Raw genomic sequence first — 20,823 nt, forward strand, 5'->3', positions numbered from 1 at the left:
AAAAGAAAAGGCCGCAGCCCTCACGAAGGAGGCTGCGGCCTTGTCCTATTCGAACGGTAACGATCCTCAACTGGCGAGGATCGTCCCGATCTGTTTGGTAACCTCATCGATGTCGGCCATGCCGTCCACCACCTTCAGAACGCCGCGGCCCTGGTAATAGGGCAGGATCGGCGCGGTCTGCTGGTGGTACTGGCCCAGGCGGGTGGTCACCGTCTCCGCATTGTCGTCGGCGCGCCGCTTGAACTCGGTGCTGCCGCAGACATCGCAGACGCCCTCGACCTTCGGCTTCTCGAAGCTGTCGTGATAGCCCTTGCCGCACTTGGCGCAGGTGTAACGGCCGGTGATGCGGTCCACCAGAACGTCGTCGACCACCCGCATCTCGATCACGTGATCGAGCTTCAGGCCCTTCTCGTCCAGCATCCGATCCAGCGCCTCGGCCTGAGCGACCGTGCGCGGGAACCCGTCGAGGATGAAGCCGCTCTTCACGTCGGGCTTCGAAATGCGTTCGGCGATCATGCTGACCATCAGCTCGTCCGGCATCAGCTTGCCGGCGGCCATGATCTCCTTCGCCTGCTGCCCGAGCGGCCCGCCTTCCGCCACCATGGCGCGGAGCATGTCGCCGGTCGACAACTGCACCAGACCACGAGTGTCTTCCAGACGGCGCGCCTGGGTCCCCTTCCCGGCGCCCGGCGGACCGAGCAGTATGAGGTTCATTACTTTCTCCCCCGAAGCTTCGATTTCTTGATCAATCCCTCATACTGGTGGGCCAGCAGGTGGGAATGAATCTGCGCAACCGTGTCCATCGTGACGGTGACCACGATGAGCAGGCTGGTGCCGCCAAAATAAAACGGAACCGAGTGCTGGGATATCAGGATTTCGGGGAGGAGACAAACCGCCACAAGGTAGGCGGAGCCGATGACCGTCAGCCGCGTCAGCACATAGTCGATGTGATCGGCGGTGTTCTTGCCCGGACGGATGCCGGGGATGAAGCCGCCATACTTACGCAGGTTGTCGGCCGTCTCCGTCGGGTTGAAGACGATGGCGGTGTAGAAGAAGCAGAAGAACACGATCAGCGAGGCGTACAGCAGCATATAGAGCGGCGTGCCGTGCGCGACGTAGCGCGACACCGCCTGCAGCCACTCCGGCCCTTCGCCGCCGGCGAAGCCGACCGCGGTCAGCGGCAGCAGCAGCAGCGACGAGGCGAAGATCGGCGGAATGACGCCGGCCGTGTTCATCTTCAGCGGCAGGTGCGACGCTTCGCCGCCGAACACCCGGTTGCCGACCTGACGCTTCGGGTACTGCACCAGCAGGCGGCGCTGGGCGCGTTCCATGAAGACGATGAAGAAGACGACCCCGACCGCCATCACCAGCATCAGGATGATGAAGACGGTGGACAGCGCGCCCTGGCGGCCGAGTTCCAATGTGTTGACCAGCGCGCGCGGCAGTTCCGCGACGATGCCGGCGAAGATGATCAGCGAGGTGCCGTTGCCGATGCCGCGGGCGGTGATCTGCTCGCCCAGCCACATCAGGAACATGGTGCCGCCGACCAGCGTGATGACCGTGGCGATGCGGAAGAACAGGCCGGGGTCGATGACCGCCGCGCCGGTGGAACCGCGCATCGACTCAAGCCCGACCGCGAGACCGTAGGCCTGGACGGTGGCGAGAACGACGGTGCCGAATCGGGTGTACTGGTTCAGCTTCTTGCGCCCGGCCTCGCCTTCCTTCTTCATGGCCTCCATCTGCGGCGACACGGCGGTCAGCAACTGCACGATGATGGACGCCGAGATGTACGGCATGATGTTGAGCGCGAAGATGGTCATGCGGTGGAGCGCACCGCCGGCCAGCATGTCGAACATCCCGAGGATGCCGCTGCCCTGCTGCTTGAAAACGTCCTGCAGGATGTGCGGATCGATGCCCGGAATCGGGATGTAGGTGCCCAGCCGATAGACGATCAGGGCCGCCAAGGTGAACCAAATCCGCTTTTTCAGCTCGGTCGCCTTGGAGAAAGCCCCGAAATTGATGTTGGCGGCAAGCTGCTCGGCCGCTGATGCCATGGTCCAATCCCTGTCCCGTAAGCGCGAACGGGGCGGCACTGCATGACGCAGGCCGCCCCTCGCGACTTCGCTTTTTGTAGTGCCCCGAAAGCCCGCGCGCAAGCACGGGCTTGTCGTGGAACTTTACTCGGCGGCTTCGGCGGCGGGAGCGGTCAGCGTGACGCTGCCACCCGCCTTCTCGACGGCTTCGATCGCCGACTTGGACGCGCCGGCGACCGTGAAGGAAACCTTCGCGGTCAGCTCGCCCTTGCCCAGCAGACGGACACCGTCCTTCTTCACCTTGCCGGTGACGCCGGCGGCGTTGAGCGCCGCGGCATCGATGGTCTCGGCGGCGTTCAGCTTGCCCAGGTCGATGGCCTTTTGGACCATGCCCAGGTTAACCACCGAGTATTCCTTGGCGAAGATGTTCCGGAAGCCGCGCTTCGGCAGGCGGCGGTGCAGAGGCATCTGCCCGCCTTCGAAGCCGTTGATCGCCACGCCGGTGCGCGAGGTCTGACCCTTCACGCCGCGGCCAGCGGTCTTGCCCTTGCCCGAACCGATACCGCGACCGACGCGCATGCGCGCCTTGCGGGCACCGGCGTTGTCACGCAGGTCATTAAGCTTGGTCATGATCTCAGCCCTCGTTCTCGACGCGGACCAGGTGCGCGACCTTGGCGATCATGCCCCGCACGGCCGGAGTGTCCTCCAGCTCGCGGGTCCGGTGCAGCTTGTTGAGACCCAGACCGACCAGCGTTTCGCGCTGGTCGTGCTTGCGGCCGATCGGGCTGCCGATCTGGGTCACGACGACGGTCTTCTTCTCGCTCATGATCAGGCCTCCTGACCGGCGCCGGCCTCGCGACGACCGAGGATGTCGCTCACGCGACGACCACGGCGCGCCGCGACGGACCGCGGGCTGGTGACCTGGGTCAGGGCGTCGAAGGTCGCCTTGATCATGTTGTGCGGGTTCGACGTGCCGATCGACTTGGTCACGACGTCAGCGACGCCGAGAGCCTCGAAGATCGCGCGCATCGGACCACCGGCGATGATGCCGGTACCGGCCGGAGCGGCCCGCAGCACGACCTTGCCGGCACCGAAGTGACCGTTGGTGTCATGATGCAGCGTACGGCCTTCGCGCAGCGGGACGCGGATCATGCCGCGCTTGGCCTGATCGGTCGCCTTGCGAATGGCTTCCGGGACCTCGCGGGCCTTGCCCGAGCCGACGCCGACACGACCCTTGCCATCGCCAACGACGACCAGAGCGGCGAAGCCGAAGCGACGACCACCCTTGACCACCTTGGCAACGCGGTTGATGCCGACGAGCTTTTCGATCAGCTCGCTTTCTTCCCGCTCGCGCGGCTGCCGGTCGCGGTTGTCCCGCTCCCCACGTTCACGTGCCATATCCGGGCCTCCTTAGAACGACAGCCCGCCCTCACGGGCGGCGTCGGCCAGGGCCTTGACCCGGCCATGGTAAATGTAACCACCGCGGTCGAACACGACCTCGGTAATCCCAGCGGCCTTGGCGCGCTCGGCGATCAGCTCGCCGATGCGCTTGGCAGCATCGACGTTGCCGCCGTGCTTGAGCTGCTCGCGCAGCTCCTTCTCGAGCGACGAGGCGGACGCGAGCGTCTGGCCGTTCACGTCGTCGATGATCTGGGCGTAGATGTGCAGATTGGACCGGAAGACCGAGAGGCGAACGCGCCCGCCGGCCTTCTTGGCAATCTGCGCGCGCACGCGCTGCTTGCGGCGCTCGTGGAGTTGCTTTGGCTTCAGCATGGCGGTTACTTCTTCTTACCTTCCTTGCGCAGGACGGTTTCGGTCTCGTACTTGATGCCCTTGCCCTTGTAGGGCTCCGGCTTCTTCCAACCGCGGATCTCGGCGGCAACCTGGCCGACCTTGTGCTTGTCGTAGCCGCTGACCGAGATGGCCGTCGGCTTGTCGCACTTGATCGTGATGCCTTCAGGGATCGGGTACTTCACGTCGTGCGAGAAGCCGAGCTGGAGAACCAGCTCCTTGCCCTGCACGGCCGCGCGGTAACCGACGCCGTTGATTTCCAGGTTGATCGTGTAGCCCTGGCTGACACCGGTGACCATGTTGTTGATCAGGGTGCGCGAGGTCGCCCACATGACGCGGGCGCGCTTGCTGTCGTTTGCCGGCTTCACCACCACCTTGCCGTCTTCCAGCGAGGCGTTGATGTCGTCGATCAGGGTCAGGCTGAGTTGCCCCAGCTTGCCCTTGGCCGTGACCTGCTGACCGTCGACCTTCACGTCGACGCCAGCCGGGACCGGCACGGGATGCTTGCCAATGCGCGACATCTGCCAATCCCCCTTAGAACACGCGGCAGAGGACTTCACCGCCAACGTTGGCGGAGCGGGCCTCATTGTCCGACATCACGCCGCGCGGGGTCGACAGGATCGACAGACCGAGCCCGTTGTAGACACGGGGCAGGTCGGCGATCTTCGAGTAGACGCGACGGCCGGGCTTCGACACACGGGCGATCTGCTTAATGACAGGCTCGCCTTCGTGGTACTTCAGCTCGATCTTCAGGTTCTTGACGCCCGGACGCAGTTCTTCCTCGGACCAGCCGCGGATGAAGCCTTCACGCTTCAGAACTTCCAGGACGTTGACGCGCAGCTTAGACGCCGGGGAAACCACAACGGACATGCGGGCGTGCTGACCGTTGCGGATGCGGGTCAGCATATCGCCGAGCGGATCGCTCAAAGACATTCTCGGACCCTCCTTACCAGCTCGACTTCGTCATGCCCGGAATCTGGCCGGTCGAGGCCAGTTCGCGGAGCGTGACGCGGGACAGCTTGAACTTGCGATAGAACGCGCGCGGACGCCCGGTCATTTCGCAGCGGTTCCGGATGCGCACCTTCGAGGAGTTGCGCGGCAGTTCGGCCAGCTTGAGGCGGGCAGCGAATTGCTCTTCCGGCGGGAGGGCCTTGTCGTTCGCGATTGCCTTCAGGCGCGCACGCTTGTTCGCGTACTGCTTGGCCAGCTTGGCGCGACGCTTGTTCTTTTCGATGGCACTGGTCTTAGCCATGGTCGTGCTCCAGCCTCAGCTCACGAACGGCATGTCGAAGCCCTTCAGGAGAGCCTTGGCTTCCTGATCGGTCTTCGCCGAAGTGACGATGATGATGTCCATGCCGCGGATCTGATCGATCTTGTCGTAATCGATCTCCGGGAAAATGATCTGCTCCTTGACACCCATGGCGTAGTTGCCACGGCCGTCAAAGCTGTCACCCGGGATACCGCGGAAGTCACGGACGCGCGGCAACGCAATCGTCACCAGGCGATCCAGGAACTCGTACATGCGGTCGCGACGGAGCGTGACCTTGCAGCCGATCGCCATGCCTTCGCGCAGCTTGAACTGAGCGATCGACTTGCGCGACTTGGTCACCACCGGCTTCTGACCGGTGATGGCGGCCATCTCGGCCACGGCGAGCTGGATCTTCTTGGAGTCGGCGACAGCCTCGCCGACACCCATGTTGACCACGATCTTCTCGATCCGCGGAACTTCCAGGTCGTTCTTGTAGCCGAATTCCGACTTCAGAGCGGCGCGGATCTTGGAATCGTAAACTTCTTTCAAACGTGCGGTCATGCCCGGGTCCTCACAGGTCAATGACTTCGCCGGACCGCTTGGCGACACGCACCTTGCGGCCATCCTCAAGGATCTTGAAACCGACGCGGGTCGGCTTGCCATCCTTGGGATCGACGTGAGCGAGATTGGAGACGTTAATCGGCGCCTCCATCTCGATGATGCCACCCTGCGAGCGGGCGCTGGCACGTTGGTGCTTCTTCACCACGTTCACGCCCTGCACAACGGCACGGTTCTCCTTGGGGAAAACCTTCAACACCTCGCCGGTCTTGCCTTTGTCGCGGCCGGTCAGGACAACGACCTTGTCCTTGGTCTTGATCTTGGCGGCCATTACAGCACCTCCGGCGCCAGCGAGATGATCTTCATGAACTTCTTGCCGCGCAGTTCGCGAGTGACCGGCCCGAAAATACGGGTGCCGATCGGCTCGCCCTGCTTGTTGATCAGCACGGCGGCATTCCGGTCGAAACGGATCGCCGACCCGTCCTCCCGACGCAGTTCCTTCGCGGTGCGGACGATGACGGCGCGATGCACGTCACCCTTCTTGACGCGGCCCTTCGGAATGGCCTCCTTGACCGAGACGACGATGACGTCGCCCACGGTCGCGACCTTCCGCTTGGACCCGCCAAGCACCTTGATGCACTGCACCCGGCGCGCCCCGCTGTTATCGGCGACTTCCAGGTTGGTTTGCATCTGGATCATTGTTTACGACCTTTCGTTATCACGCGGCGCCGCTGTCGGCGGCGGACTCCGTCACGACCGTCCAACGCTTGGACTTCGAGATCGGGCGGCATTCGATGATCGAAACGGTATCGCCGACCTTGAACTGGTTGCCCTCATCGTGGGCGGCGTACTTCTTCGACTGACGAATGAACTTCTTGTACACGGGGTGCATGACACGACGCTCGACAAGAACCGTAACGGTCTTGTCGCACTTGTCGCTGACCACCGTGCCCTGCAGAACGCGGCGAGGCATGGATGATCCCCCTTACTTGCCGGCGTCGGCGGAGCGGGCACGCTCGCCGAGGATGGTCTTGATGCGGGCGATGTCGCGGCGCACCGTGTTCACCCGCGCGGTGTTCTCCAGCTGGCCGGAGGCCTTCTGGAAGCGCAGGTTGAACTGTTCCTTCTTGAGCTGGATGAGCTGATCGTTCAGCTCATCCGCACTCTTCGTACGAATGTCTACGGCCTTCATGCCGCGGTCTCCTCGACACCGCCCAGGCGGGTCACCAGCTTCACCTTGATCGGCAGCTTCGCGGCCGCCAGAGCGAAGGCGGTTTTTGCCACATCTGCCGGCACGCCGTCCAGCTCAAACAGGATGCGGCCCGGCTTCACGCGAGCCGCCCAGTACTCCGGCGAACCCTTACCGGAACCCATGCGGACTTCGGCAGGCTTGGTGGAGACGGGGAGGTCCGGGAAAATACGGATCCAGACGCGGCCCTGACGCTTCATCGCACGGGTGATCGCGCGGCGGGCCGCTTCGATCTGACGGGCGGTGATGCGCTCCGGCTCCAGGGCCTTGAGGCCGAAGGAGCCGAAGTTCAGGGCGGTGCCGCCCTTGGCGTTGCCGTGGATGCGGCCCTTGTGGGCCTTACGGAATTTCGTGCGCTTGGGAGAAAGCATCGCTCGGCCCCTTTACTCGCGTTCGGAGCGCTCGGAGCGCTCGCGACGGTCGCGGCGATCGTGCCGCTCGCGGCGCGGTTCGCCGTCGGTCGACACCGGCTCGGTACCCATGCGCTTGTCCTGCGCCATCGGGTCATGAGCCATGACCTCGCCCTTGAACACCCACACCTTGACACCGCAGGTGCCATAGGTGGTCTTGGCAGTGCCCACACCGTAGTCGATGTCGGCACGCAGGGTGTGCAGCGGAACGCGGCCTTCGCGGTACCACTCCATGCGGGCGATTTCCGCACCGCCGAGACGGCCCGAGCAGTTGATCCGGATGCCCTGGGCGCCCAGACGCATGGCGGACTGCACGGCGCGCTTCATGGCGCGACGAAATGCCACACGGCGCTCGAGCTGGCTGGCGATGTTCTCGGCGATGAGGCGAGCGTCGATTTCCGGCTTGCGGATTTCGACGATGTTCAGGCTCACCTCGCTGCCGGTCATCTTCGACAGCTCAAGACGCAGCTTCTCGATGTCCGCGCCCTTCTTGCCGATCACCACGCCCGGACGAGCCGAGTGAATGGTGATGCGGGCCTTCTTGGCCGGACGTTCGATGACGACGCGCGAGCAACCGGCCTGCTGCAGGCGACCCTGCAGATAGCCACGCAGCTTCAGGTCCTGGTGCAGCAGATTGGCGTAGTCGCGCTTGGCGAACCAACGGCTGTCCCAGGTCCGGTTGATGCCGAGGCGCAGCCCGATCGGATTGATTTTCTGACCCATTACTCGGCCCCCTCGGCAACGGCGGCGTCACGCTCGCGGACGATGATCGTCAGGTTGCTGAACAGCTTCTCGACCCGGGCGCCACGACCGCGGGCACGGGCGTGGAAGCGCTTCATCACCAGAGCGCGACCGACCGTCGCCGACGACACGTACAGACGGTCGACGTCGAGCTGGTGGTTGTTCTCGGCGTTCGCGATCGCGGCCTGCAGAACCTTCTTCACTTCGCCGGCGATGCGGCGCTTGGAGAAGGTCAGCTCGGCCACGGCACGGCTGGCATCCATGTTCCGGATGAGCTGGGCGACGAGGTTGAGCTTCAGCGGGCTGGTGCGGATCATCGGATTGCGGGCCAGAGCCTCGTTCTCCGCGATCCGGCTGGGATTGGCAGACTTGCCCATGGCTTACTTCCTCTTCGCCTTCTTGTCCGCCGCGTGGCCATAGAAGGTCCGCGTCGGAGCGAACTCGCCGAACTTGTGACCGATCATGTGCTCGGTAACCAGAACCGGCAGGAACTTGTGGCCGTTGTAGACGCCGAACGTCAGACCGACGAACTGCGGCAGGATGGTCGAACGACGCGACCAGATCTTGATGATCTCGTTGCGGCCCGAAGCCCGGCTCTTGTCCGCCTTCTTCAGCAGATAGCCGTCGACGAACGGGCCCTTCCAAACGGAGCGTGCCATCGTTCGACCTCCTTACTTCGAATGACGGCGGCGCAGGATCAGGCCATCCGTCTTCTTGTTGTGACGAGTCTTCTTGCCCTTGGTCGGCTTGCCCCACGGCGTGACCGGATGACGGCCGCCCGAGGTGCGACCCTCACCACCACCGTGCGGGTGGTCGATCGGATTCATGGCGACGCCACGGACCGACGGACGCTTGCCCAGCCAGCGGTTGCGACCGGCCTTGCCAAGGTTGGTGTTCATCTGGTCCGGGTTGGACACGGCACCCAGGGTGGCCATGCACTCGCCACGAACCATGCGCAGCTCGCCGGACGGCAGCTTCAGCTGGGCGTAGCCGCCGTCGCGGCCGACCAGCTGCAGGTAGGTGCCGGCGGAACGAGCCACCTGACCACCCTTGCCGGCCTTCAGCTCGACGTTGTGCACGATCGAACCGACCGGGATGTTCTTCAGCGGCATCGCGTTGCCGGGCTTCACGTCGGTGCGCTCGCCGGAGATCACGGTGTCGCCGACCTTCAGGCGCTGCGGCGCCAGGATGTAGGACAGGGTCCCATCCTGATACTTGATCAGCGCAATGAAGGCCGTGCGGTTCGGATCGTATTCCAGCCGCTCGACGGTGGCCGGAACGTCGAACTTGCGACGCTTGAAGTCCACCAGACGGTAGGTACGCTTGTGACCGCCACCCATGCGGCGCGCAGTGATGCGGCCGGTGTTGTTGCGGCCACCAGACTTGGTCAGGCCCTCGGTGAGGGTCTTGACCGGCTTGCCCTTCCACAGCTCCGAGCGGTCGACAATGACCAGCTGGCGGAGCGAGGGAGTAATCGGGCGGTATTGCTTCAGAGCCATCGGATCACACTCCCGCTCAGATGCCCGTGGTCACGTCGATCTTGTTACCCTCGGCGAGGGTGACGACGGCCTTCTTGAAGTCCGAGCGACGGCCGATGGTGCCGCGGAACCGCTTGGTCTTGCCCTTGGAAACCAGGGTGTTGACCGCGGTCACCTTGACGTTGAAGAGACCTTCAACGGCGGCCTTGATCTCCGGCTTGGAGGCCGTGAGCGGCACGCGGAACGTGACCTGGTTATGCTCCGACACCAACGTCGACTTCTCGGTGATGACGGGAGCGAGGATCAGGTCGTACATCCGCTCCTGGCTCACCGCAGGTTTCGACTGCTTGCTCATTTCAGGCGAGCCTCCAGTTGCTCGACCGCGTTGCGGGTCAGGACCAGCGTGTCGCGGCGGAGAATGTCGTAGACGTTCGCACCCTGCTCCGGCAGCACGTCGATCAGCGGGATGTTGCGCGAAGCCTTGGCGAAGTTGTCGTCCAGGTTCGAGCCATCGATGATCAGCGCCGAAGTCAGGCCGAGGGTGGCGAGACGGGCCGCCAGCTCCTTGGTCTTGTGCGTCTCGGCGGCCGCGGCCTCCAGGACGATCAGCTTGCCCTCGGCGGCCTTGGCCGACAGGGCGGTCTTGAGCGCCAGCTTGCGGACCTTCTTGGTCAGGTCGTGGGCGTGCGAACGCACCACCGGCCCGAAGATGGTCGCACCGCCGCGGAACTGCGGCGAACGGATGGAGCCCTGACGAGCGCGGCCGGTGCCCTTCTGCCCATAGGGCTTCTTGGTCGTGCCGCTGATCTCGCTGATGCCCTTGGTCTTGTGGTTACCGGAGCGGCGCTTGGCCAGCTGCCAGTTCACCATGCGGGCCAGCAGGTCGGTGCGGGCCGGCAGACCGAACACGGCGTCCGACAGCTCGATCTCGCCGACGGCTTCGTTGTTCAGATTCTTGATCGTGGCCTTCATGGCGCTCACTCCTGCGTCTCGGCCGGGGCTTCCGCCGCCGGAGCAGTCTTGATGCCGGCCGGGAAGGGCAGGCCTTCCGGAGCCTTCTTCTTGACGGCGTCACGGATGCGCAGCCAGCCGCCCTCGGCGCCGGGGACGGCACCCTTGAGCAGGATCAGACCACGGGCTTCGTCGACGGACACGACCTGAAGGTTCAGGACCGTGACCCGCTCGTCGCCGAGATGACCGGCCATCTTCTTGTTCTTGAAGACCTTGCCGGGATCCTGACGGTTACCCGTCGAACCGTGCGAGCGGTGCGACACCGACACGCCGTGCGTGGCGCGCAGACCACCGAAGTTCCAGCGCTTCATCGCACCGGCAAAGCCCTTGCCGATGGAGGTGCCGGTGACGTCGACGAACTGGCCGGCGACGAAGTGCGACACCGACAGCTCGGCACCGACCTCGATCAGGGCATCGGCATCGACGCGGAACTCGACAAGCTTGCGCTTGGGCTCCACACGCGCCTTGGCGAAATGCCCGCGCTCAGGCTTGTTGACGTTCTTGACCTTGATGGCGCCCGCGCCGAGCTGGACGGCGGTGTAGCCATCCTTTTCCTCGGTGCGAACGGCGACGACCTGGCAGCTGTCGACTTTCAGCACAGTGACCGGAACATGCTGGCCGTCGTCCGTGAAGACGCGGGTCATGCCGACCTTCTGCGCGATCAAACCGGATCGCATTGTTCTTTATCTCCTGACCAGGGACATCCGATTACCGGAGAGGTCCCTTACCAACCAAAATCAGAGCTTGATCTCGACATCGACGCCGGCGGCGAGGTCGAGCTTCATGAGCGCATCCACGGTCTGCGGCGTCGGATCGACGATGTCGAGCAGGCGCTTGTGGGTGCGGATCTCGAACTGCTCGCGCGACTTCTTGTCGATGTGCGGCGAACGGTTCACGGTGAACTTTTCGATGTGCGTCGGCAGGGGGATCGGGCCCCGCACGCGCGCGCCGGTCCGCTTGGCGGTGTTGACGATCTCGCTGGTCGACTGGTCGAGCACGCGATGATCGAACGCCTTCAGACGGATGCGGATGTTCTGGCTGTCCATGTCCAAACGTCCCTTGCACCTTCTAGCGATGACGCGGACGCGTCACCGGAACTCCACGAGCTAGCTTCGGGGCATCGCCGACAGCGCAAGGCCGCGCGCCGAACCACCGAAACGGGGGCCGACGGGCGACACTGTGACCGATGCGACGGGCCGATACGAAAAAGAACATCCCCTGCGCGAGAAGCGCTGAGGGGATGCTCCGATCAGCAGACGGCGCGCCTCCCGTGGGGGCGCGCCGTGCCGTTCGTCTCGGGCTGCGTCTAGGCCGAAGCTGCCTACCACCAACCCAAAATCCAGAGGGCGTAATCTCTAGGCGTTCAGCGCCCGCGTGTCAATCCTGAATCTCCCCCCGGATCGGAGGAAGCTGGGTTGACAGGCGGACGGCTCCGAACACCGACGCCCGATGGCTAGAACCGGGCGGGCCCGCCCTTCCTGCTCGCACAGGGAAGACGGCCCGTCTCTTACATCCGACGGCGGGATCGCTCCCGCCGCCCTACCCGTCCACCTCCGGCGACCGCCTGGCGGCGGCTGCCGGAGGGGTCATCACTCGACGATCTTGGCAACGACGCCGGCGCCGACGGTGCGGCCGCCTTCGCGGATGGCGAAGCGCAGGCCTTCGTCCATGGCGATCGGGGCGATCAGCGTCACTTCCATGGCGACATTGTCGCCCGGCATCACCATCTCGACGCCTTCCGGCAGCGCCACCATGCCCGTCACGTCCGTCGTCCGGAAGTAGAACTGCGGACGGTAGTTCGTGAAGAACGGGGTGTGGCGGCCGCCCTCTTCCTTCGTCAGGATGTAGGCTTCGGCCTTGAACTTGGTGTGCGGGGTGATCGAACCCGGCTTGGCCAGAACCTGGCCGCGCTCGACGTCCTCACGCTTCGTGCCGCGCAGCAGAGCGCCGATGTTGTCGCCGGCTTGCCCGGAGTCGAGCAGCTTGCGGAACATTTCGACGCCGGTCACCGTCGTCTTGACCGTCGCCTTCAGCCCGACGATCTCGACTTCCTCGCCGACCTTCACGATGCCACGCTCGACACGGCCGGTCACAACCGTGCCGCGGCCCGAGATCGAGAACACGTCTTCGATCGGCATCAGGAACGGACGGTCGACCGGACGCTCCGGCTGCGGGATGTACTCATCGACCGTCTTCATCAGCGCCAGGACGGCGTCGCGGCCGATCTCCGGCTGACGGTCTTCCAGAGCGCACAGCGCCGAACCCTTGGTGATCGGAATGTCGTCGCCCGGGAACTGGTAGGACGACAGAAGCTCGCGAACTTCCAGCTCGACCAGCTCAAGCAGTTCCGGATCGTCGACCATGTCGACCTTGTTCATGAACACCACCAGCGCCGGAACGCCGACCTGGCGCGCCAGCAGGATGTGCTCGCGGGTCTGCGGCATCGGGCCGTCGGCGGCCGACACGACCAGGATCGCGCCGTCCATCTGGGCGGCGCCCGTGATCATGTTCTTCACGTAGTCGGCGTGGCCCGGGCAGTCGACGTGCGCGTAGTGGCGGTTCGACGTCTCGTACTCGACGTGCGCCGTCGAGATCGTGATGCCGCGCGCCTTCTCTTCCGGCGCCTTGTCGATCTGGTCGTAAGCGGTGAAGGTGGCGCCGCCGGACTCCGCCAGCACCTTCGTGATCGCCGCCGTCAGCGACGTCTTGCCGTGGTCGACGTGGCCGATCGTGCCAACGTTGCAGTGCGGCTTGTTCCGCTCGAACTTTGCCTTCGCCATGGGGTGGTCTCTCCGTTTCTCAATCGTTCCAGCGGTCTTCAGGCCACCTTGGCGCGGACGCCGTCCGCGATGGCCTGTGGCACCGGCTCATAATGGTCGAACTGCATGCTGTACTGCGCGCGGCCCTGACTCATGGAGCGCAGGGAATTCACATAGCCGAACATGGCCGCCAAGGGAACCAGTCCCGTGACGATTCGCGCGTTGCCGCGCTGGTCCATGCCGGTGATCTGTCCCCGGCGACCGTTCAGGTCGCCGATGACGTCGCCCATATAGTCGTCCGGCGTGATGATTTCGACCCGCATCAGCGGTTCCAACAGCGCCGGAGCGGCTTTTGTCATAGCCTCGCGGAAGGCGGTCCGTGCCGCGAGCTCGAAGGCGAGCGGCGAGGAGTCCACATCGTGCGCCTCGCCGCCGGTCAAGGTCGCCCTGACGTCCACCACCGGGTAGCCGGCGACGACACCGCTGTCCTTCGCGGCCTCCAGGCCCTTCTGCACGCCGGCCACGAACTCGCGCGGCAGGCCAGCCGCCCGGTTCTCGAAGACGAAGCCGGCACCGCGGTCCAGCGCCTCCAGCTTCAGCGTCACGCGCGCGAACTGGGCGCGGTCGCCGGTCTGCCGGGCGTGGACATGGTCGACCTCGGCCGAGCGCAGCACGGTCTCCCGATAGGCAACCTTGGGCGCGCCGACGGCCGCATCGACGCGGAACTCGCGCCTCATGCGGTCGACAATGATGTCGAGATGCAGTTCGCCCATGCCGCGGATCACGGTCTGGCCGCTTTCGCGGTCGACGGTGACCTGCAACGAGGGATCTTCGTGGCCGAGACGGTTCAATGCCGCCGCCATCTTGTCGTGGTCGGCGTCGGTGCGCGGCTCGACGACGATCTCGATTACGGGTTCGGGAACGTCCAGACGCTCCAGCACGATCGGCTTGGCAGGGTCGCACAACGTATCGCCGGTCGCCGTGTGCTCCAGACCGGCGAAGGCCACGATGTCGCCGGTGTGTGCGCGCTCGATCTCTTCACGGCTGTTGGCGTGCATCAACAGCATGCGGCCGATCTTCTCGCGCTCACCCTTGACCGGGTTCAGCAGCGAATCGCCGACGCTGACGGTACCGGAATAGATGCGGCAGAAGGTGAGGGTCCCGACATAGAGGTCGTTCATCACCTTGAAGGCGAGACCCGAGAAGGGCGCGCTGTCGTTGGCGGCCCGCTCTTCCGCCCGCTCGCCACCCACCGCATGGCCCGTCACCGCACCGATGTCATTCGGTGCCGGCAGATAGTCGACCACGGCGTCCAGCATCGGCTGGATGCCCTTGTTGCGGAAGGCGGACCCGCACAGCACGGGAACCATGGCGCCGGCAATCGTGCCCTTGCGGATCAACGCGCGCAGCGCGTCGGGCGTCGGCTCCTCGCCGCGCTCGAGATAGGCGGCCATCGCCGCCTCGTCGAGGTCGAGCACGGCGTCCAGAAGCGCCTGATGGGCGCTTGCAGCCGGTCCGGCCAGATCCTCGGGAATTTCGGTGTGCTGGAATTCGGCGCCGAGCGTTTCGGCCTTCCAGATCGTGGCGCGCATCGCAACCAGATCGACGATGCCGGAGAAGCCGGCCTCGCTGCCGATGGGAAGTTGAACGACCAGCGGCTTGACGCCCAGGCGGTCAGCCATCATGGCGACACAGCCGTCGAAGTCCGCGCCGACGCGGTCCATCTTGTTGACGAAGGCCATGCGCGGCACGCCGTACTTGTCGGCCTGCCGCCACACGGTCTCGGTCTGGGGCTCGACCCCCGCAACCGCGTCGAAGATGGCAACGGCGCCATCCAGAACGCGCAACGACCGCTCGACCTCGATGGTGAAATCCACGTGGCCGGGCGTATCGATGATGTTGATGCGGTGGTCGCGCCAGAAACAGGTCGTTGCCGCCGAGGTGATGGTGATGCCCCGCTCCTGCTCCTGCTCCATCCAGTCCATGACGGCGGTGCCGTCATTGACCTCGCCCATGCGATAGGACTTGCCGGTATAGAACAGGATACGCTCGGTCGTCGTCGTCTTGCCGGCATCGATGTGAGCCATGATGCCGATGTTGCGATAACGGTCGAGGGCGTGCGAGCGGGGCATGCAAAATCACCAGGACAGGCGTTAACCTTACCAGCGGTAGTGCGAGAACGCCTTGTTGGCTTCCGCCATACGGTGCGTATCTTCGCGCTTCTTCACGGCAGTGCCGCGCTGGCTGGCGGCGTCGAGCAACTCACCCGACAGACGCTCGGTCATGGTGTTTTCCGAGCGGGCGCGGGCGGCGCTGATCAGCCAACGAATCGCCAGGGCCTGGGCGCGATCCGAACGGACCTCGACCGGAACCTGATAGGTCGCACCACCGACGCGACGCGAACGCACTTCGAGGTGCGGCTTCACGTTGGCGAGGGCGTCGTGGAAGACCTGAACGGGATCGTTCTTGGTCTTGACCTCGATGCGGCCGAGGGCCCCATAGACGATGCTTTCAGCCGACGACTTCTTGCCGTCAAACATCAGGCAGTTCATGAACTTCGTCAGGACGCGGTCGCCATACTTGGCGTCCGGCAGGACTTCACGCTTCTCGGCGCGATGACGACGGGACATCGTGAGTTCTCCTTACTTCGGACGCTTCGCGCCGTACTTCGAACGACGCTGCTTACGATCCTTGACGCCCTGGGTATCCAGCGTGCCGCGAATGATGTGGTAGCGAACGCCGGGAAGATCCTTCACACGACCGCCGCGGATCATGACCACCGAGTGTTCCTGGAGGTTGTGGCCCTCACCAGGGATGTAGCTCGTCACCTCGAAGCCGTTCGTCAGACGAACGCGGGCGACCTTACGGAGCGCCGAGTTCGGCTTCTTCGGGGTGGTGGTGTAGACGCGAGTGCAGACGCCACGCTTCTGCGGGCAGGCCTCCATCGCGGGAACCTTGTTGCGCGCGGCCAACGGCTCGCGCGGCTTACGGATCAACTGGTTGATCGTCGGCATATCTGCCCTTCATCCCTTCAAGATCACTCGGCCGGACGAGCCGGACGAAGCAAAAGCCCGCCTGCGAAACGTTGCCGTTCCGAGCGGGCTGAATGAGCGAAAGCCGACCGGAGGACTCCGATCGGCGGGATCGGTGGATTCAAGCGGACGCACGGAGAGCCCGGGCGGCCTTTGAAGTTCGCGGACTTTAGGGAAAGGCCGGAAGAGAGTCAAGGACGGTATTAATGCTTGCGGGTGCCCCGACTCGCAATACGCAAGGCCCAAAGAAAAAGGGGCGCGTCCCCTGCGGAACGCGCCCCCTTCCCTACTCGATCACTCCGGCGGATCAGGCCGCGGAGCTTTCCTCGCCCGGGGTCGGCAGGGCCGGAGTTTCCTCCGGCGCGCCGGCCTCCAGGGCCGCCTCGCGGTCACGCTCGGCGGCGATCAGCTTCAGCCGGTTCACCACCGAGCCCGTGCCGGCCGGGATCAGACGGCCGACGATGACGTTCTCCTTGAGGCCTTCCAGATTGTCGACCTTGCCGCCGACGGCCGCTTCCGTGAGGACGCGGGTGGTTTCCTGGAACGACGCAGCCGAGATGAAGGAGCGCGTCTGCAGGCTGGCCTTGGTGATGCCCTGGAGAACCGGGTGGCCGTGCGCCGGCTGCAAGCCTTCCGCAACGGTCTTCTCGTTCTCCTCGTCGAACTCCTGACGGTCGACCTGCTCGCCCACCAGGAAGGTGGTCTCGCCAGCGTCGGTGATCTCGACCTTCTGCAGCATCTGGCGAACGATCACCTCGATGTGCTTGTCGTTGATCTTCACGCCCTGCAGTCGATAGACGTCCTGGATTTCGTTGATCAGGTAGTCGGCCAAGGCCTCCACACCCATCACCGCCAGGATGTCGTGCGGCACCGGGTTGCCGTCCATCAGCAGATCGCCGCGTTCGACATAGTCACCCTCCTGCACGGAGATGTGCTTGCCCTTCGGGATCAGATACTCCTTCTCGTCACCGCTCTCGTCGTTGCGGACGACGATGCGGCGCTTGGTCTTGTAATCCTTACCGAATTCGACGCGGCCGCTCATCTCCGAGATGATGGCGAAGTCCTTCGGACGACGCGCCTCGAACAGCTCGGCCACGCGCGGCAGACCGCCGGTGATGTCGCGGGTCTTGGACGACTCGCGGGGGATACGCGCCAGCACGTCGCCGGCCCGGACCTCGGCACCATTCTCCACCGACAGGATGGCGTCCACCGACATGAAGTAGCGGGCTTCCAGTCCGTTCGGCAGGGTGATCAACTCGCCGCGGTCGTCCACCAGCGCGATGCGCGGCTTCAGATCGGCACCGCGCGGCTGCTGGCGCCAGTCGACCACCACCTTGGAGCTGATGCCGGTGGCCTCGTCCATCACCTCGCGCATGGAGATACCCTCCACGAGGTCGATGTAGCGGGCGGTACCGGCGCGCTCGGTGATGATCGGCAGGGTGTAGGGGTCCCACTCGGCCAGCTTGGCGCCGCGCTCGACCTTCACGCCCTCGTCGGCCAGCAGCTTGGCACCGTACGGCACGCGGTGACGCGCCCGCTCGCGGCCCTGCTCGTCGAGCAGGATCACTTCGGTGCTGCGGCCCATGACGACCGGAATGCCCGAGGAGTTCATGACGACGTTGCGGTTGTTGATCCGCACAGTCGCTTCGAACGCCGCCTCGATCTGGCTCTGCTCGGCACCGCGCTGCGCCGCACCACCGATGTGGAAGGTACGCATCGTCAGCTGGGTACCCGGCTCGCCGATCGACTGCGCCGCGATGACGCCGACCGCTTCGCCGGTGTTGACCAGCGTGCCGCGGGCCAAGTCACGGCCGTAGCACTTGGCGCAGACGCCGTCGCGGGTCTCGCAGGTCAGGACCGAGCGGATCTTGACCGAGTCGATGCCCGACCGCTCGATGCGGTCGACCGTCGGCTCGTCGATCAGGCCGGCGTCCTCGACGATCAGCTCGCCGTTCAGCGGGTCGATCACCGCCCCAACCACGGTGCGGCCGAGGATGCGGTCGCCCAGCGGACTGATGACCTCGCCACCGTCGATCACCGCCTTGACGGTGATGCCGCGCTCGGTGCCGCAATCATGCTCGACGATGATGGCGTCCTGCGCGACATCGACCAGACGGCGGGTGAGGTAACCGGAGTTCGCCGTCTTCAAGGCGGTATCGGCCAGACCCTTGCGGGCGCCGTGGGTGGAGTTGAAGTACTCCAGCACGGTCAGGCCTTCCTTGAAGTTCGAGATGATCGGCGTCTCGATGATCTCGCCCGACGGCTTGGCCATCAGGCCGCGCATGCCGGCCAGCTGACGGATCTGCGCGGCGGAACCACGCGCACCGGAGTGGGCCATCATGTACACCGAGTTGACCGGCTTGCCGGCTTCGGTGGTCGAGATCGCCTTCATCATCTCGGAGGCGACCTTCTCGGTGCATTCCGACCAGACGTCGACAACCTTGTTGTACTTCTCGCCCTGGGTGATCAGGCCGTCGAGATACTGCTGCTCGAACTCCTTCACCCGCTCCTTCGACTCGTTGACCAGCTTTTCCTTAGCGACGGGAATGACCATGTCGTCCTTGCCGAAGGAGATGCCGGCGCGGCAAGCGTGGCCGAAGCCGAGCTTCATCAGGCGATCGGCGAAGATCACCGTCTCCTTCTGACCGCAGTGGCGATAGACGGCGTCGATGACGTTGCCGACGTCCTTTTTGGTCAGGACGCGGTTGATCAGCGAGAACGGCACCTTCGGGTGGCGCGGCAGCAGCTCCGACAGGAGCATGCGGCCCGGCGTCGTCTCGACGATGCTGATCAGCTCGTTGCCTTCGTCGTCCACACCGACATAGCGCGCCTTGATCTTCGCATGGATCGACAGAACCTTGGCGTTCAGCGCCTGCTCGATTTCCGAGACGTTGGCGAACACCATGTTCTCGCCCTTCTCGCTCGGGCGATCCATCGAGATGTAATAGATGCCGAGCACGATGTCCTGAGACGGCACGATGATCGGCTTGCCGTTGGCGGGCGACAGGATGTTGTTGGTCGACATCATCAGGACGCGCGCTTCCAACTGGGCCTCAAGGCTCAGCGGGACGTGCACGGCCATCTGGTCGCCGTCGAAATCGGCGTTGAAGGCGGTGCAGACCAGCGGGTGCAGCTGGATCGCCTTGCCTTCGATCAGCGTCGGCTCGAACGCCTGGATGCCGAGACGGTGCAGCGTCGGCGCACGGTTCAGCATCACCGGATGCTCGCGGATGACCTCTTCCAGGATATCCCACACCTCGGGACGCTCCTTCTCGACCATCCGCTTCGCGGCCTTGATGGTGGAGGCGAGGCCATACAGTTCCAGCTTGGCGTAGATGAAGGGCTTGAACAGCTCCAGCGCCATCTTCTTCGGCAGGCCGCACTGGTGCAGCTTCAGCTCCGGACCGACGACGATGACCGAACGGCCGGAATAGTCGACGCGCTTGCCGAGCAGGTTCTGACGGAAGCGGCCCTGCTTGCCCTTCAGCATGTCCGACAGCGACTTCAGCGGACGCTTGTTGGCGCCGGTGATGACGCGGCCACGGCGGCCGTTGTCGAACAGAGCGTCGACGGCCTCCTGCAGCATGCGCTTCTCGTTGCGGACGATGATGTCCGGCGCCTTCAACTCGATCAGCCGCTTCAGACGGTTGTTGCGGTTGATGACGCGGCGGTACAGGTCGTTCAGGTCGGACGTGGCGAAACGGCCGCCGTCGAGCGGGACCAGCGGACGCAGTTCAGGCGGGATCACCGGAATCACTTCCAGGATCATCCACTCGGGGCGCGACTGCGAGGCCAGGAAGGCGTCGATCAGCTTGAGGCGCTTGACCAGCTTCTTGCGCTTGGCTTCGGAGTTGGTGTCGCGCAGATCCTCACGGCAGCGCTTCTTCTCCTCGTCGAGGTCGAGCGCGGACAGCATGATGCGCAGCGCTTCGGCACCGATCGACGCGGTGAAGGCGTCCTCGCCGTACTCGTCCTGCGCGTTCATGAACTCTTCCTCGTTCAGCAGCGAATGCAGCTTGAGCGGGGTGAGGCCGGGCTCGATGACGACGTAGTTTTCGAAATAGAGGATGCGCTCCAGATCCTTGAGCGTCATGTCGAGCAGCAGACCGATGCGGCTCGGCAGCGACTTCAGGAACCAGATGTGGGCGACCGGGGACGCCAGCTCGATGTGGCCCATGCGCTCGCGCCGGACCTTCGACAGCGTGACCTCGACGCCGCACTTCTCGCAGATGATGCCGCGATACTTCATGCGCTTGTACTTGCCGCACAAGCACTCGTAGTCCTTGATCGGGCCGAAGATGCGGGCACAGAACAGGCCGTCGCGCTCCGGCTTGAAGGTGCGGTAGTTGATGGTTTCCGGCTTCTTGATCTCGCCGTAGGACCAGGACCGGATCCGCTCGGGGCTCGCGATCTGGATGCGGATCTGATCGAAGCTCTGCGGCCCCTGAACCTGGCCGAAAATGTTCATCAACTCATTCATGACCGTCTCCCGCTGGCATCGCCGCGTTGTCG

At 64.6% G+C, this 20,823-nt stretch carries 28 protein-coding genes; all 28 read right to left on the reverse strand.

The genetic code is table 11. The features are described from left to right. Positions 1-66: 66 nt before the first annotated feature. The gene (locus tag ABNQ40_RS27195) at positions 67-714 is read right to left on the reverse strand and encodes an adenylate kinase (protein ID WP_109051336.1); all 648 of its coding nucleotides are present in this window, start codon (positions 712-714) and stop codon (positions 67-69) included. Beyond that, on the reverse strand, positions 714-2,054 hold the full coding sequence (gene secY, locus ABNQ40_RS27200; RefSeq protein WP_098740484.1) for a preprotein translocase subunit SecY: 1,341 nt from the start codon (positions 2,052-2,054) through the stop codon (positions 714-716). The genes ABNQ40_RS27195 and secY overlap by 1 nt, the downstream gene beginning before the upstream one ends. A gap of 123 nt (positions 2,055-2,177) precedes the next feature. Beyond that, positions 2,178-2,663 carry a 50S ribosomal protein L15 gene (gene rplO / locus ABNQ40_RS27205; protein ID WP_109051337.1) on the reverse strand — a complete coding sequence of 162 codons (486 nt, stop codon included), beginning with the start codon at positions 2,661-2,663 and terminating at the stop codon, positions 2,178-2,180. A gap of 4 nt (positions 2,664-2,667) precedes the next feature. Beyond that, positions 2,668-2,859 (reverse strand): 50S ribosomal protein L30, encoded by a 192-nt coding sequence (gene rpmD, locus ABNQ40_RS27210; protein WP_042694084.1) that lies wholly within the window; start codon positions 2,857-2,859, stop codon positions 2,668-2,670. Between the two features lie 2 nt (positions 2,860-2,861). After that, a complete protein-coding gene (rpsE, locus tag ABNQ40_RS27215) occupies positions 2,862-3,431 on the reverse strand; it encodes a 30S ribosomal protein S5 (protein ID WP_014246902.1) in 570 nt (189 codons plus the stop codon). 12 nt (positions 3,432-3,443) lie between these two features. Beyond that, positions 3,444-3,806, reverse strand: coding sequence for a 50S ribosomal protein L18 (rplR, locus tag ABNQ40_RS27220; RefSeq protein WP_098740487.1), 363 nt, complete (start codon positions 3,804-3,806; stop codon positions 3,444-3,446). Positions 3,807-3,811: 5 nt separating this feature from the next. After that, on the reverse strand, positions 3,812-4,345 hold the full coding sequence (rplF, locus tag ABNQ40_RS27225; RefSeq protein ID WP_109051338.1) for a 50S ribosomal protein L6: 534 nt from the start codon (positions 4,343-4,345) through the stop codon (positions 3,812-3,814). Between the two features lie 13 nt (positions 4,346-4,358). Beyond that, entirely contained in the window at positions 4,359-4,757 is a 399-nt protein-coding gene (rpsH, locus tag ABNQ40_RS27230; protein ID WP_085088120.1) for a 30S ribosomal protein S8, read from the reverse strand. A 13-nt stretch (positions 4,758-4,770) separates the two neighbouring features. Next, on the reverse strand, positions 4,771-5,076 hold the full coding sequence (gene rpsN, locus ABNQ40_RS27235) for a 30S ribosomal protein S14 (RefSeq protein WP_098740488.1): 306 nt from the start codon (positions 5,074-5,076) through the stop codon (positions 4,771-4,773). A 15-nt stretch (positions 5,077-5,091) separates the two neighbouring features. Beyond that, on the reverse strand, positions 5,092-5,634 hold the full coding sequence (gene rplE / locus ABNQ40_RS27240) for a 50S ribosomal protein L5 (RefSeq protein ID WP_012973217.1): 543 nt from the start codon (positions 5,632-5,634) through the stop codon (positions 5,092-5,094). Positions 5,635-5,644: 10 nt separating this feature from the next. Next, positions 5,645-5,962: a 50S ribosomal protein L24 gene (gene rplX, locus ABNQ40_RS27245; protein WP_014246896.1), complete on the reverse strand. Its 318-nt coding sequence runs from the start codon at positions 5,960-5,962 to the stop codon at positions 5,645-5,647. After that, entirely contained in the window at positions 5,962-6,330 is a 369-nt protein-coding gene (gene rplN, locus ABNQ40_RS27250) for a 50S ribosomal protein L14 (protein ID WP_012973215.1), read from the reverse strand. Before rplN ends, rplX begins: the two co-directional genes overlap by 1 nt. A gap of 19 nt (positions 6,331-6,349) precedes the next feature. Then, a complete protein-coding gene (rpsQ, locus tag ABNQ40_RS27255) occupies positions 6,350-6,604 on the reverse strand; it encodes a 30S ribosomal protein S17 (RefSeq protein ID WP_042694099.1) in 255 nt (84 codons plus the stop codon). Positions 6,605-6,616: 12 nt separating this feature from the next. Further along, the gene (gene rpmC, locus ABNQ40_RS27260) at positions 6,617-6,823 is read right to left on the reverse strand and encodes a 50S ribosomal protein L29 (RefSeq protein WP_042694100.1); all 207 of its coding nucleotides are present in this window, start codon (positions 6,821-6,823) and stop codon (positions 6,617-6,619) included. Continuing rightward, positions 6,820-7,251 carry a 50S ribosomal protein L16 gene (gene rplP, locus ABNQ40_RS27265; protein WP_014246894.1) on the reverse strand — a complete coding sequence of 144 codons (432 nt, stop codon included), beginning with the start codon at positions 7,249-7,251 and terminating at the stop codon, positions 6,820-6,822. The genes rpmC and rplP overlap by 4 nt, the downstream gene beginning before the upstream one ends. A 12-nt stretch (positions 7,252-7,263) precedes the next feature. Next, entirely contained in the window at positions 7,264-8,013 is a 750-nt protein-coding gene (gene rpsC, locus ABNQ40_RS27270; protein ID WP_109051339.1) for a 30S ribosomal protein S3, read from the reverse strand. Further along, positions 8,013-8,408, reverse strand: a complete 396-nt coding sequence (rplV, locus tag ABNQ40_RS27275) for a 50S ribosomal protein L22 (RefSeq protein ID WP_391347944.1) — start codon at positions 8,406-8,408, stop codon at positions 8,013-8,015. The genes rpsC and rplV overlap by 1 nt, the downstream gene beginning before the upstream one ends. A gap of 3 nt (positions 8,409-8,411) precedes the next feature. After that, positions 8,412-8,690, reverse strand: a complete 279-nt coding sequence (rpsS, locus tag ABNQ40_RS27280; RefSeq protein ID WP_012973209.1) for a 30S ribosomal protein S19 — start codon at positions 8,688-8,690, stop codon at positions 8,412-8,414. 12 nt (positions 8,691-8,702) lie between these two features. Then, positions 8,703-9,530, reverse strand: coding sequence for a 50S ribosomal protein L2 (gene rplB / locus ABNQ40_RS27285; RefSeq protein WP_098740492.1), 828 nt, complete (start codon positions 9,528-9,530; stop codon positions 8,703-8,705). A gap of 16 nt (positions 9,531-9,546) precedes the next feature. Continuing rightward, entirely contained in the window at positions 9,547-9,864 is a 318-nt protein-coding gene (locus tag ABNQ40_RS27290; protein ID WP_012973207.1) for a 50S ribosomal protein L23, read from the reverse strand. Next, positions 9,861-10,481: a 50S ribosomal protein L4 gene (rplD, locus tag ABNQ40_RS27295; RefSeq protein ID WP_109051340.1), complete on the reverse strand. Its 621-nt coding sequence runs from the start codon at positions 10,479-10,481 to the stop codon at positions 9,861-9,863. The genes ABNQ40_RS27290 and rplD overlap by 4 nt, the downstream gene beginning before the upstream one ends. A gap of 5 nt (positions 10,482-10,486) precedes the next feature. Then, complete coding sequence (gene rplC, locus ABNQ40_RS27300) at positions 10,487-11,197, reverse strand: 50S ribosomal protein L3 (protein WP_098740494.1); 711 nt, start codon at positions 11,195-11,197, stop codon at positions 10,487-10,489. A 60-nt stretch (positions 11,198-11,257) separates the two neighbouring features. Next, positions 11,258-11,566, reverse strand: a complete 309-nt coding sequence (gene rpsJ / locus ABNQ40_RS27305) for a 30S ribosomal protein S10 (protein ID WP_012973204.1) — start codon at positions 11,564-11,566, stop codon at positions 11,258-11,260. A gap of 543 nt (positions 11,567-12,109) precedes the next feature. After that, positions 12,110-13,300 (reverse strand): elongation factor Tu, encoded by a 1,191-nt coding sequence (tuf, locus tag ABNQ40_RS27310; RefSeq protein ID WP_109051341.1) that lies wholly within the window; start codon positions 13,298-13,300, stop codon positions 12,110-12,112. 38 nt (positions 13,301-13,338) lie between these two features. After that, on the reverse strand, positions 13,339-15,411 hold the full coding sequence (gene fusA, locus ABNQ40_RS27315) for an elongation factor G (protein WP_109051342.1): 2,073 nt from the start codon (positions 15,409-15,411) through the stop codon (positions 13,339-13,341). Between the two features lie 27 nt (positions 15,412-15,438). Continuing rightward, positions 15,439-15,909, reverse strand: a complete 471-nt coding sequence (rpsG, locus tag ABNQ40_RS27320) for a 30S ribosomal protein S7 (RefSeq protein ID WP_098740496.1) — start codon at positions 15,907-15,909, stop codon at positions 15,439-15,441. Between the two features lie 12 nt (positions 15,910-15,921). Continuing rightward, positions 15,922-16,293, reverse strand: a complete 372-nt coding sequence (gene rpsL, locus ABNQ40_RS27325) for a 30S ribosomal protein S12 (protein ID WP_012973201.1) — start codon at positions 16,291-16,293, stop codon at positions 15,922-15,924. Positions 16,294-16,618: 325 nt separating this feature from the next. Next, entirely contained in the window at positions 16,619-20,791 is a 4,173-nt protein-coding gene (rpoC, locus tag ABNQ40_RS27330; RefSeq protein ID WP_109051343.1) for a DNA-directed RNA polymerase subunit beta', read from the reverse strand. Positions 20,792-20,823 lie beyond the last annotated feature (32 nt).

This window comes from Azospirillum sp. A23 (assembly GCF_042938965.1).
Classification (GTDB): Bacteria; Pseudomonadota; Alphaproteobacteria; order Azospirillales; family Azospirillaceae; genus Azospirillum; species Azospirillum melinis.